Raw genomic sequence first — 12,599 nt, 5'->3', positions numbered from 1 at the left:
AGATGGTCGCATGAGCGGCTTGTTCATAACGCTTGAAGGTCCCGATGGCTGCGGTAAGACAACGCAGACCACGCGCTTGAACACTGCTCTTCTTGAGGCTGGGTATAGCGTATGCCGTCTACGCGAACCGGGTGGGACGAAGGTTTCCGAAAAGATTCGTACGTTGTTGTTGGATACAGCAAATGCGGGTATGTGCTCTGAGTGCGAATTGTTGCTCTATGAAGCCTCGCGTGCGCAGTTGGTACACGAGGTAATTGAGCCCGCGTTGGCTGCGGATACCTTAGTACTTTGTGATCGCTTTTTTGATTCGACGTACGCTTATCAAGCGGGTGGTCGAGGACTTTTGGATTCATTGGTGCGTCAGGCTAATACACTGGGTAGTCTTGGGCGCAAGCCCAACAGGACGCTGGTGTTAGACATGCCCGTTGAACAATCCTTTGCCCGCGCAACTGCAACGGGCGTTGATCGCATGGAGGCGGCAGGTTTAGAGTTTCAGCAGCGCGTGCGTTCTGCGTACGTAAGGCTTGCAAAAGAAGAGCCCAAACGTGTCAAACTTGTGGATGCCACCGGCAGCCCAGAAGAGGTCTTTGCCCGCGTGTGTAGGGCTTTAGCAGATTTGCTTCCCCCGTTGGCGGAGGCAAGAGATGAGTGAGTTTGCATCCCCACTACCTCCGGCTTTACAACAAATTCAATGGAATATCCAGGTGCGAGATTTTCTTGCTTTTGCCGTATCACATGAGTATGTATCGCATGCGTATTTGTTTGTGGGTCCTGCGGGTTCGGGTAAAACGGAAGCGGCGCTGGCCTTGGCGCAGTGCGTCGTCTGTCCTTGTGGGGGAGACGGTACGTGTCAGGAGTGTCAGCGCGTGGCACATGGTACGCACCCTGATGTACAAGTCATGAAACCTGAAAGTGCGATGGGATATTTGGTGTCACAAGCGCGCGAGCTGACGGCGCAGGCCGCGATGACCCCCGTGCGAGCCCAGCGCAAAGTTTATATTTTGCATGAGGCGGGCAAACTTGGTGGTGTCGCAGCAAACGCCCTGCTCAAAACTATCGAAGAGCCACCATCAGATGTGGTCTTTATTCTGATTGCGCGCTCGGTCGATCAGCTTTTGCCCACCATTGCCTCGCGCTGCCAGCAGGTATTCTTTCATGTGGCGAGTGAGCAGGACGCTTGTGCACTTATTCAGTCACAGACCGCTGCTGATGCTGTTGATGCACGTATTGCTCTTTCGATTGCACAGACGCCTTCAAAGGCGGCAGAGCTACTTTCGTCTTCCAAGCGTTGGGAAGCACGTACGCTTGCGATACACACGCTGGCGCAATTAGCCCAGCTAGACGATTGGGATATTTTGCTTGCTGCTCAGACGTTTGTTGAGGCAGCAGGTATTTCTCTTATCAAAAAGTCTTCCAAAAAAGAGAACAGTACGCTGACTGAAACAGAGAAAGAACGTATCGCTATTCGCAAAGAATATTTAAGCACCTCGGCTATTCATCGGCTTGACGATGCAGATAAGCGCGAACAAACTGCTCAAGCTCGTTCAGGTATTATGGAAATGCTTGCAGCTCTATCGTCTGTTTTTCGGGACGTTTTGCTGCGTTCGGAGGGGGTTGGTCAGGACATCGTCAATAGCGATGTAGCTGATGTGGTTGAGCAACTTGCCAGCGCATGTGGCACTGAAGGTGTTTTTGCTGCGCTTGACGCTCTCAATCATGCAGCGGATGACCTTTCTCACAATGTCACACCTCAGCTGGCCATTGAGGCCATGCTTTTGCGCATCAAGGAGGCGCTCATATGCCCACCGCGATCCCGGTAAAGTTTCGCTATGCAAGCTGTGATTTGCTTTTTGATCCTCGCCAGAGCGAGGCTATCGAGGGCGACCATGTAGTCTGCGAGACTGAACGTGGACTTGAAATTGGACTTACAACAGCTGACGCTCAGGATTATTCTGATGCCGATTTGCACGAAATTATTGGCGATACACCCTTGCGGGCGGTTATTCGTGTTGCAACAGAGGAAGATCTTGTTCGAGCAGACGAGCTCGCCGAGGATGCCGAGCGCGCGCTACCCATCTTTCGTCGTCTAGCCAAAGAAGACGGTCTAGACATGAAGCCCGTTGGAGTGGAATACACCTTTGACGGAACCAAGGCAGTTTGCTATTTTTCAGCTGATGAGCGCGTAGATTTCCGCCAGCTTGTACGTGACCTGTCCCATGAACTGCATTGTCGTATCGATATGCGCCAAATTGGCGTACGCGAGGAAGCAGCGCTGGTAGGTGGCTATGGCCACTGTGGCCAAGAGCTATGCTGTGCTCGCTTTGGGCATCAGTTTGAGCCTGTGTCGATTCGTATGGCAAAAGAGCAGGATCTGCTGCTGAACTCTGCCAAAATTTCAGGTGCCTGTGGCCGCTTGATGTGCTGTTTGCGCTATGAGTTTGAAGCATATCGTGACTTTAAGCAGCGTGCACCCAAGCGTAATGCCATTATTGATACACCGCTGGGTAAGGCAAAGATTGTCGAGTACAACACGCCCAAAGAAGAACTGGCGATGCGTCTTGAAAATGGCAAGACTATCCACATCAAGCTCGCTGATATGACCACGTCAGATGCTGCGGTCAAAAAGAGCGAAGAGCTTAATTGTCCTTGCCGCCCCGATACGGTAACGCGCGATATTTTGGAAAAGCTCAGTTCTCCCGATGTACAAATGGCTCTAGCCGAACTGGATCGCCAATATGGCGCTGACGCAGATGAGCAGGACTTTGATGAAAGTGACATTTTTGTGTCACAGAAAGCTCACCCGCGTTCTGCTGAAAAGAAAAATGAGCTTGAAGCAAAGCCTGTCGCAGCGGAGAAAAAAACAGCTCAGCCGCGTCGCCGTCGCCACAGAATTCAGGAAGTAGCTGAAACTCAAAATGGGCGTTCTGCTCAGGGTCACCCTACTGCTGGACGTCTTGCTTCAAAGAAAAAAGATAGCGAGCAAAATGTTATTGCGTCACAGACAGAAGCTCCCCGCAGGCGTCGTCGTCATCACAAGGCTGAGGGTGTGGAGGCACAGCCACAAACAAGGATAAATGCCAAGCAGTATCATTCGACTTCTGAGAGCAGTGGAACTAACCGTCGTCTCAGGCGCCGTCCGGGTGATCGTGGCGGAGCAGCTGATCGGCAGACGAGCAAGCCCCAGGGCGGCTTTGGTGCCGGTCGCAAGTCTAACAACAAGGGAAATTCTAATACGCAGCAGACTCCTCAGCCTCGCAAGCGCGTAAACCGTCGTCGCCATCGCGATGCCGGAAGCTCCAACCAAAACGATTAAGTAGTAGCTTGCGACGCGCATCTGTGCCTCACAAAGAGCAGCAGCGCATGGCGCAAGGAGTCTTTTGTGCGTTGCGTGTCGCAGAGTGCTATTTTGTTTTGGTACCGCGCTTAATAAAGGGGAAGCGTGCCTGTGATGGGGTCTATGTCGGATGCGCGAAGGGGCTCAAAGGCAAGGCAGGTATACGTTGCCTCGCCGTGGAACTCTGTGAGTCCTGCATCGCGAATGAGTGATACCAAAAATCCCTGTTCACGGCCTTGATGTGCGATCTCGAGTAACTCTTCTTCTGAATCAACATAGACGCAGACCTTGGCTACGCCAAAGCGAAACCAGTCAGTTAATGCCGATGGCTCACCTGCATCATCAAGGTCTGCCCAACAAGGCGTTTCCGTCTCGTCTACGTTGAGGTATACATCTTGGAGACGATTTTCGCGGGCAAGTGCCATCAACACGGCTTCGACGCAAGCATGACCTGCTTGAGCTGCAATTTTGCCTTTGCGCATCTTGAGGTCGCGGCGCATGACAATGAGTTGCTTGGATTTGTACGAAGACAAACTTTCCTCAGTAGCCATTAGTCCTCAATCTCAAGCAGTTCGATTTCAAAATTGAGGTCCTTACCAGCCATTTCATGATTCATATCAAAGGTGATGGTTTCTTTATCCATAGCACTCACTACGGCAGGATAGGCGACACCAGATTGCGAACCTAGCGACAGATGCATACCAACCTTGAGGTTTTCGGCACCCGGCAGACCTGCAATGGGGAAGGTCTGTACCAGCTCTAAACGACGGGGACCGTAGGCTTCAGCCGCAGGAATATGAACATTGCGAATTTCGCCAATTTCCATTTCGTTGACGGCAGCGTCAAAACCCTTAATCATCTGACCTGCCATGCACACAAAAGCGAGCGCCTCTCCGCGGTCGCGTGAAGAATCAAATTTTGTACCGTCATCCAATGTGCCCACATAGTGAACCTTGACCTTTTTACCTGCGTTGCTCATAGTCTCCCACCTTCGGGTCTGTATCCGTTTGCCCGTCTGCGTGTATAGTTGTGACCTACAGATTTGCTTTAGGTGCTATTGTCGTGCGGTATGGATTCTAACTGTCAAACAGAATGGCTGCCACTGACGACGGTAGTTGGTTATGAATATGTGGAGGTGATTGGGTGGCAAAGGACTTTATTGGAGTGCTTGATTCGGGCGTGGGTGGTATTAGCATCCTGCGCAAGCTTGTGCGCGAGCTGCCTTGCGAGGATTTTTGCTTCTTTGGCGACTCCGCACATAATCCTTATGGTGAAAAAACTGATGAAGAAGTGCGTACCCTCACACGCCACATCATTGCCCAGATGGTGGAAAATGGGGCAAAAGCGGTCGTAATTGCCTGCAATACTGCCACGAGTGCCGCTGCTAAGGCGCTGCGCAATGAATACGATATGCCTATTGTGGGTGTGGAGCCCGCGCTCAAGCCTGCTTGCGAGGTGCTGCCTCAGGGGCGCATTTTGGTGATGGCAACGCCTGTGACTCTGCGTTTGGACAAGTATCAGCAGCTTAAAAAAGACTGCCATAGTACGGCAGAAGTTATTGAGGCGCCTTGTGCAGGTTTGGCAACGCGGATAGAAAAAGGTCATCTTGATGATGCCGATCTGCATGCGCTGCTCGAATCGTTGATTGGGTGCTGGGCAGGCCAAATTGATGGTGTGGTGTTGGGCTGTACACATTATCCCTTTGTGACAAAACAAATTCGTGATGTCCTAGGGGAGGTGCGTTTCTTTGATGGCGCAGCAGGTACTGCGCGGCAGACGAGACATCTGCTTGAAATGCGCGGTCTGCTTAATAAGGGAAACCATCTAGGTAATGTCCAATTGAAATCCAGTCTTGATACTCCCGAACAAGCAAAACTTTATCGTTGGTTTTTTGAAGAAGCGCCTCTGTACTAGTGCCCCTACGCCCTTTTCCTACGTTTTAGCTGCAGATTTTGCATAACTCACCCTAACTAGGCGTATCCCATATAAATCACGGGGATATACTAATAGTTCAGCCTTTTGCTGTTGTTCTGCCGTGAGCAGGCATAAAGAGGGCAGAGGTAACTTGGCATATGCTTTTTTAAGGAAGGGGTGACGCGCAATGCTTACACAAGCAGCACTTAAAAAAGAAGTCAGACCTGCTGTGTTTGAGCGTGGGAGCATGATTGCGAGTTCACCTAAAACATTCTCTGCCCGTGCTTGCAGATATCGAGATAAAACAACTGATATTGCTGCTTTGGTGGAAAGTAGCTCAGGTTATGTTGACTATTATGAGACCAAAATTTTGGTCGATGAAGCAGCAGATCAGCTGCTGGACTATAGCTGTGATTGTCCTGCTGCTCATAGGTTTTCGGGTCCCTGCAAGCATGCAATTGCTTTGGGTCTCGATTATATTGAACGCCCCAATCTCTATGAGGGTCATGACGAAACTAAGCATGTGGCAACTTCGGCGCCTGTGGCAAATTTCCTTGATCGCAATCAGCGCAATTTACCTGTTGTATCAGCAGGACCAGTGGAACCTCCTGCAACTTTGCAGCTTAAGCCTACATTGGTAACATCTCTGACCTCAGGCGAGATGTTTGTTCGTTTTCATATTTCGGGGTCGCGCGGAGGGTATGTAGTCAAAAATCTCGGTGACTTTGTTGATGATGTACGGGCTGCCAATGTTGTCAGCTATGGCAAAAAGCTGACTGCTGTTCATGATGAGACGGCTTTTGAGCCCGATTCCTGGGACTTAGTGCAGTGGTTAGTTCGTGCCGTTCAAAATCGCCGCAGTTATGCGGCAGAGCGTGTGTATGGTCGCTATTACGGTGGAGTGGGTGCGAGAAGTGGTGCAAGTACCGCACGTGAGCTGCGCTTATCTGCTCCTGAGCTTGACGAGTTTATTGCTTTGCATAAAGGAAGATCACTCGATCTGCTTATTGAACGCGATTATGAAGCGGGGACAAGCAGGGCTCAAGCAGGCGAATTGCGTAACTTCCTTGTAGAGGAAGGCGACCCTGATGTGCAGCTAGAAGTAAAAGATACGGGTGATGGTACCTATGAGCTGGTACGCTCTGATAGCGGACTAGGCTTTTTTGTTTCCGAACAGCATGCCTATGCCTTACAAAATGACAAGCTCCTCATTTGTTCTCCGCGTATCTTTGAGCTCAAGGATTTTATCCAGACGGTGTATTGCAGCTCCGAATCTAGGCTTAGTCTTTCCGCTGAAGATGCTCCTCGCTTTGCGGCGACCGTCTTGCCGCAGCTTCAAAAAAACCTCGGTACCACAGCTCCTGCTGCGCTTGAGGCACTTAAACCGGTCGCTTGTGAGTTGATATTTCTTCTTGACCACGTCAATGGTTTAGTAACGCTTGCTATTATTGCGTGTTATGGTGACCAAAAAGTACCGTTGTATCCTGCTCGTCCCGATAGTGATCGCGATTTGCGTCGCGATCTTGTTGCAGAGGCTTCGGCACGTCAGTTGGCCTCGCGCTATTTTGTGCCTAATGTTGCCGCCGTTGTTCACGATGCTGCGTGGACTTTGTCCTCACGAGATACAGAGGCTTTGGCGCGTTTGGTGTTTTCGGGCCTTGGGCGCATGCGTGTTGCAGGAGAGCTACATACAACTCCTGCTTTTGATCAACTCATCTCTTTTGCGCGCCCCGTTATTCATTGGGGTGCAACGGTGGATTCGGGGTTGATTCGTCTCTCTGTTTCGGCTGACGATCTGCCTCTCTCTGAACTGTATGCTCTGCTTGCTAGCTATCGCAAACGCAAAAGTTACCATCGCCTGTGCGACGGGAGTCTTTTGGACATTTCTCACTTGGATTTATCTGAAGCTGCCGCACTGGTGGATGAACTAGGAATATCCGCTGGACAGTTGGGCACAGGTAATGTGGAGTTGCCTTCGTACAAGGCGTTTCTCCTTAATAGTATTTTGCATGAGGAGGACAAAGACCAATCCTTTGAGCAGTGGATAGAGGATTTTGAAAATATCAATCCGGCGACCTATGTTGCGCCTGCGGCTTTGGCGCAGACGCTGCGCCCCTATCAACTGAGGGGATTTCAGTGGCTCTCTGCCCTTTCTGATATGGGATTTGGCGGCATCCTTGCTGATGAGATGGGCCTAGGCAAAACAGTGCAGATGATTTCGTTGTTGCTTGCACGCCGTGGACGGGGGAGAAGTCTTGTAGTTTGTCCTGCTTCGTTGGTTTATAACTGGCAAGAAGAATTTGAAAAATTTGCACCAGATATGGATATTGCTGTAGTGGCAGGCACAGCTCAGCAGAGGTTTATGCAGCGTCATGAGATGGGTCATGAGGTCCTTATTACCAGCTATGACCTGCTGAGACGTGATATCGAAGACTACGTAGACGAGACGTTTCAATGCGTGATTTTGGATGAGGCTCAGTATGTCAAAAACCATCAAACCCTGGCAGCGCGAGCGGTCAAGACGCTCAAAGCTCGCCATCGTTTTGCGTTGACGGGCACCCCTGTTGAAAACCGCCTGTCTGAGCTTTGGAGCATTTTTGATTTTCTAATGCCTGGACTCTTGGGCAGTTATGAGCGTTTTCGTGAGCGCTATGAGCAGCCAATTGTGGCAGGAGATGCAGAGACTGCTGCTCGACTCAAGGCAGCAGTTGGGCCTTTCATCTTGCGACGTCTTAAACGCGAGGTTTTGCTTGATCTGCCTGATAAACTTGAGACGCCCATTTTTGCTCGTATGGAAGACGAACAAAGCAAGCTCTACCATGCACATGAACAAGCGCTTCGTCTTTCGTTAGAAAAGCAAAGCGATGCGGGCTGGAACAAGAAAAAGATGCAGGTTTTGACTGAACTCATGCGTCTTCGCCAACTCTGCTGTGATCCTCGACTGGTGTATGACGATTATAGAGGCGACAGCTGCAAGATAGATATGATTTGGGATTTGATATCCACCTCTATTGATGCAGGGGCCAAGTTATTGGTGTTTTCTCAGTTCACAAGCTTTTTGAGTCTGATTGCAGATAAACTTGACAAAGAGCAGGTGAGCTTTTTTGAACTAACGGGGTCAACTCCCAAAGATGAACGCATACGTCTTGTGGGGGAGTTTAACCGTGATGATACGCCGGTTTTTTTGATTTCTTTACGTGCGGGCGGAACAGGCCTTAACTTGGTGGGCGCCCAGGTAGTAATTCATGCTGATCCTTGGTGGAATGTTGCTGCTGAAGATCAAGCAACTGACCGTGCTCATCGCATTGGCCAACGCAGTGATGTGACCGTCTATAAGGTCATATGCAAAGGTACCATTGAGGAGCGTATTGTTGCTTTGCAAGCCAAAAAGGCCGACCTTGCAGATGCGATAGTGGGTACGGGTGGCGGCATGGGTCTTGCATCGCTTGCCCGCGAAGACCTCATTGATTTGTTGGGTTAGGGTAGGTTGGTTAGCGCGCAAGTATAAAGAAGGGCAGTATGCCAAGAAATAGCCAACAGAGCTACGCCGAACGGTGCGAATTGCGCCGACAGCACCGTGAGGCGGCACGACGCCGCCAGCAGCATCGTCGCATTGTGGGCGGTGTGATCTGCACTGTATTGGCAGTTGTGGTGTCCGTGGCTTTTGCTTGCGTAAGAGAATGTAGGCAGGGGAGTACGTCACGTCTGGGCGTAGGCTCTGCTTCATCTGCATCTCAGGACAAACAACTCAGTGCTGCCGAAAAGCGTATTGAGACGGTGCGTAAACGCGCCTCGCTTAACTGTACGGGTAAGGCTCCAAGTCAGCTGACCGACCCTCTTGATTATGCAAAGCTTGGCAAAAAGCTCATGCAACATATTGCGCATAACTGCGCCTCTTGGGAAGATTTTTCCAATGCGGAGAGCTTTTCGTATCGTGCGCAAAAGGATGCTGAGGGTAAAACTGCGCCGTATATGATTGCTATCAATCGCGCTGCCAATACGCTCACGGTACTGACGTTAGATGCTGATAATAACTACACACAGCCCTACATGGCAATGGTGTGTGCAACGGGTACCTATACGCCACTGGGCTATTTTCATACGCCCGAGCGTTATCGCTGGGCAGCGTTGTTTCAGGATGTATTCGGTCAGTATGCAACCCGTATTGACGGTGACATTTTGTTCCACAGCGTTCCTTATCTGTCTGAACATGAAAATGACTTGGAATATCAAGAATTTAATAAGCAGGGCAGCGCAGCTTCCCTGGGTTGTGTGCGTTTGCAAGTTTGCGATGCCAAATGGATTTATGACAACTGCCCGCTCGGAACTCCCGTAGTTTTTTATGATGATGCAGATCATCCTGGCCCGATGGGCAAGCCTGGCACGATTGCGCTTGACGAAAACGATGATAATCCTTCAAGTGCTACCTTCCGTGGTTTTGATCCTACTGACCCCAGCGAAGCAAATCCTTGGAAAGAGACGTTTCGTACGGGTACCGCAATCCGTTCCGATGAGGCAGAAAAAGCGCTGAAGCACTATACCAAAGAGGGAGACGCAGCATGATTGTGCTAGGAGCGCTGCTTAATGGCATAGAAGCGCTGGTAGGAGCTTTGATTGGTCTGGCATTTAAGAGTCACGTATCCAATGATTTGGGAGACTTCTTGCTCAAGGGTCAGGGCTTGTGTGTAGTTTTGGTTGCAGTGCAAGGCATGGCAGCTAAGGGCGGCACTATCGTTGTAGTGACGCTGGCTGTGGCATTGGGTGGCGTAATCGGGTGGATGTTAGGGATTGACGCTGCGGTACATCGCCTGGGCGATTGTGTGCAGGCGCGGCTGGACAAAGTGCTGCCCACAGACGGCCAGCTTGGAAGCTTTTCTGTAGGTTTTGTCAATGCGACCTTATTTTGCTGTACAGGTGCGATGGCAATTGTGGGATCTCTTGCGTCGGGTTTATCGCTGGATCACAGTACCCTTATTGCAAAGGGCATCATTGACCTTGTAGTTTGCATTCCCATGGCAGCATCAATGGGTGTTGGCGTGCCCTTTGTGGCGCTTTCCTTATTTGTGTATGAAGGCCTCCTCTCCCTCACAGCTAGTTTGATTGCACCCTTGCTCACACAGGCGGTCATTGCCGAGATGTCGGTTACGGGGTCACTCTTATTGTTGGCAGTTGGCACTAATCTGCTGGGTATCACCCAGCTTAAGGTGGCAGATTTTTTGCCGGCATGTTTTTTGCCCATCGTGCTTGTTCCCTTAGTGAACTTACTGCCCTTGGTTTAGAGGTAGCTCATGATTCAAGATATTGGCAAGCATGCCTTTTCCAATCGTTATGTACCCAAAGAGCCTCAGGCACAAAGCATTGTTTTGTGTTGCCGCGCTATCGAGATTTTCTGTTATCTGACGGGCGAGAAATCCCAAGATAACTCAGGCGTTCGTTTGGGAGGCAATCTGGAACTACCACGCTTTTCTGATTTTTCTTGTAGTGCCGCCGAATTAGATTTGGTCTACCTCTTTTCAGTTGATGAGCAGGACTTTTTTCTTGCCCGTGCTGCGGATGCAGCAGAGGTGCTCATGTCTGAAGCCGGTGCTGCTGAAGGCTTTTCTTCCCCGCGCTTTTCTTGGGAAAGTATTCGTGAATTACGCTTTGCTTCTCCGCGCTGGTTGGCCTTTGCCGCAATTACGGGTCATCAACTGGCAACTTGGTATCGGAACAATCGTTTTTGCGGAGCGTGTGGCTATCCTACCGAGCTTGCCCCAAAAAGCCGCGAGATAGTATGTCCTGCCTGCGGAAATGTGATTTATCCGCGCATCAATCCAGGCGTTATTGTGGGGATTCTTGACCAAAGTCATGAGCGTTTATTGCTGACAAAATATGCTCGCGCACACTATCGCTACGACAATTATGCATTGGTTGCAGGTTATACCGAGGTGGGTGAAAGTTTTGAGCAAACAGTGCTACGTGAGACTAAGGAAGAGGTTGGGCTTGAGGTGAGCAAACTGCGTTATTGGCGTGGACAACCTTGGCCTTTCTCATCTTCTATCTTGGTGGGCTACTGGTGTGAGGCCACAAGAGATGATGTGACGGTGGATCATGGTGAGTTACGCAGTGCCGTATGGCTGCATCGAGACGAAATTCCCATGCCGCGCCGCGATACTTCAAGCCTTACCAATCTGATGATTTCTGCATTTGCGCAGGGATTCAATCCTTATGCCCCATAAGCGCTTGTTGGCGGCTCAACAAGTTTGGTCATACTCTTGGAATAAGTTACGTTAGCTTCACCCTCTGAATTTTTTTATGTTTATGAGCAATCGGTAGTAGGATAAGAACGTCCCCATCAGGAAAGTGGTGCAAATATGGCTTCATATGTGCTGAGCTGCTGCTCTACCGTCGACCTTCCACGCGAGTATCTTGATAGGCGCACTATTTCGTATGCATATTTTAATTTCCATATAGATGGGGTAGATGGCAAGGATGACTTTGGTGAGAGTCTGCCCCCTGCCGAGCTGTATGCCAAGATCTTGGCGGGTTCCGAAGCGCATACATCGCAGGTAAGTGTGGGTGGCTACGTTGATTTGTTTAAGCCAACGCTTGAGGCTGGAAAAGATGTTGTGCACCTCACTTTGAGCTCGGGAATTTCAGGTACCTACAACTCTGCGGTGACTGCGCGAGATTTGCTTGCTGAACAATATCCCGAGCGCAAGATTTATATTGTGGATAGCCTTGCGGCCTCTGCGGGTTATGGTCTGCTTGTTGACAAACTAGCCGACTTGCGTGATGAGGGCATGAGTGCCGATGAGTTGGTGGCGTGGGCCGAAAAGCACAAACTCGAGCTCAATCATTGGTTCTTCTCCACCGATTTGACCTTCTTTATCCGTGGTGGGCGTATCTCTAAGGCAGCAGGTCTTGTGGGTGGCATGCTCAAGATTTGCCCTGTGATGAATGTGGCACACGATGGTTCACTGGCTGTGGTCGAAAAGGTTCGTACCAAAAAACGTGCAGCTAATCGCGTTGTTGAAATCATGAAAGAGCGTGCTTTAGGTGGCCTCAACTACAGCGATAAAGTTTTTATTTCCAACAGTGAGTGTCTTGAGGATGCACATATGGTGGGCGACGTGATTGAGGAAGTGTTCCTCAAGATGAATGGCAAGGTTCAGTACAGCAATATCGGCAGCACTATTGGCGTGCACACAGGACCTGGTACCGTAGCCCTCTTCTACTGGGGTGAGCCTCGCTAACTTTCTCGCTGCGGGTCGCCTGTATGCTAAAAAGCGAAGTTCCCATAGATGGTTCATTTTTCGGCACCTATGAGCACAGATGGTTCGTTTTTCGAGTTTTTTGAAAATCTGACCAG

The 12,599-nt window shown here is 50.2% G+C and carries 11 protein-coding genes; 9 read left to right on the top strand and 2 right to left on the bottom strand.

Annotated features, from left to right (window positions below; all coding sequences use genetic code 11):
- The first annotated feature begins 10 nt into the window (after positions 1-10).
- The 3 genes from tmk to BN4314_RS02425 are packed head-to-tail and all read left to right on the top strand — an operon-like array spanning position 11 to position 3,313.
- Positions 11-652, top strand: a complete 642-nt coding sequence (gene tmk / locus BN4314_RS02435) for a dTMP kinase (protein ID WP_068539611.1) — start codon at positions 11-13, stop codon at positions 650-652.
- The gene (locus BN4314_RS02430) at positions 645-1,820 is read left to right on the top strand and encodes a DNA polymerase III subunit (RefSeq protein WP_068539610.1); all 1,176 of its coding nucleotides are present in this window, start codon (positions 645-647) and stop codon (positions 1,818-1,820) included. The genes tmk and BN4314_RS02430 overlap by 8 nt, the downstream gene beginning before the upstream one ends.
- Complete coding sequence (locus BN4314_RS02425) at positions 1,799-3,313, top strand: PSP1 domain-containing protein (protein ID WP_068539609.1); 1,515 nt, start codon at positions 1,799-1,801, stop codon at positions 3,311-3,313. The genes BN4314_RS02430 and BN4314_RS02425 overlap by 22 nt, the downstream gene beginning before the upstream one ends.
- Before the next feature lie 110 nt (positions 3,314-3,423).
- Here the strand turns inward: BN4314_RS02425 and pth2 are convergent, their stop codons facing one another.
- Together pth2 and BN4314_RS02415 are read right to left on the bottom strand one after the other, a co-directional pair.
- Positions 3,424-3,885 carry an aminoacyl-tRNA hydrolase gene (pth2, locus tag BN4314_RS02420; protein WP_068539608.1) on the bottom strand — a complete coding sequence of 154 codons (462 nt, stop codon included), beginning with the start codon at positions 3,883-3,885 and terminating at the stop codon, positions 3,424-3,426.
- The gene (locus BN4314_RS02415; RefSeq protein WP_021735922.1) at positions 3,885-4,313 is read right to left on the bottom strand and encodes an FKBP-type peptidyl-prolyl cis-trans isomerase; all 429 of its coding nucleotides are present in this window, start codon (positions 4,311-4,313) and stop codon (positions 3,885-3,887) included. The genes pth2 and BN4314_RS02415 overlap by 1 nt, the downstream gene beginning before the upstream one ends.
- Positions 4,314-4,477: 164 nt before the next feature.
- On the opposite strand from BN4314_RS02415, the gene murI reads away from it, so the two are divergent.
- From murI to BN4314_RS02385, 6 genes are all read left to right on the top strand, one after another.
- Positions 4,478-5,248, top strand: coding sequence for a glutamate racemase (murI, locus tag BN4314_RS02410; protein ID WP_068539607.1), 771 nt, complete (start codon positions 4,478-4,480; stop codon positions 5,246-5,248).
- 187 nt (positions 5,249-5,435) lie between these two features.
- Positions 5,436-8,729 (top strand): DEAD/DEAH box helicase, encoded by a 3,294-nt coding sequence (locus BN4314_RS02405; protein ID WP_068539606.1) that lies wholly within the window; start codon positions 5,436-5,438, stop codon positions 8,727-8,729.
- A gap of 38 nt (positions 8,730-8,767) precedes the next feature.
- Entirely contained in the window at positions 8,768-9,811 is a 1,044-nt protein-coding gene (locus BN4314_RS02400) for a L,D-transpeptidase (RefSeq protein ID WP_021735925.1), read from the top strand.
- A complete protein-coding gene (locus BN4314_RS02395; protein ID WP_021735868.1) occupies positions 9,808-10,527 on the top strand; it encodes a DUF554 domain-containing protein in 720 nt (239 codons plus the stop codon). The genes BN4314_RS02400 and BN4314_RS02395 overlap by 4 nt, the downstream gene beginning before the upstream one ends.
- 9 nt (positions 10,528-10,536) lie before the next feature.
- Positions 10,537-11,466 carry an NAD(+) diphosphatase gene (gene nudC, locus BN4314_RS02390; RefSeq protein WP_021735821.1) on the top strand — a complete coding sequence of 310 codons (930 nt, stop codon included), beginning with the start codon at positions 10,537-10,539 and terminating at the stop codon, positions 11,464-11,466.
- A gap of 135 nt (positions 11,467-11,601) precedes the next feature.
- Complete coding sequence (locus BN4314_RS02385; RefSeq protein ID WP_068539605.1) at positions 11,602-12,483, top strand: DegV family protein; 882 nt, start codon at positions 11,602-11,604, stop codon at positions 12,481-12,483.
- The last annotated feature ends 116 nt before the right edge of the window (positions 12,484-12,599 follow it).

Origin of the sequence: Olegusella massiliensis, from assembly GCF_900078545.1 — a bacterium.
Classification (GTDB): Bacteria; Actinomycetota; Coriobacteriia; order Coriobacteriales; family Atopobiaceae; genus Olegusella; species Olegusella massiliensis.
Note: the sequence above shows the minus strand (reverse complement) of the source record. Positions and strands in the feature narration are given on the sequence as shown.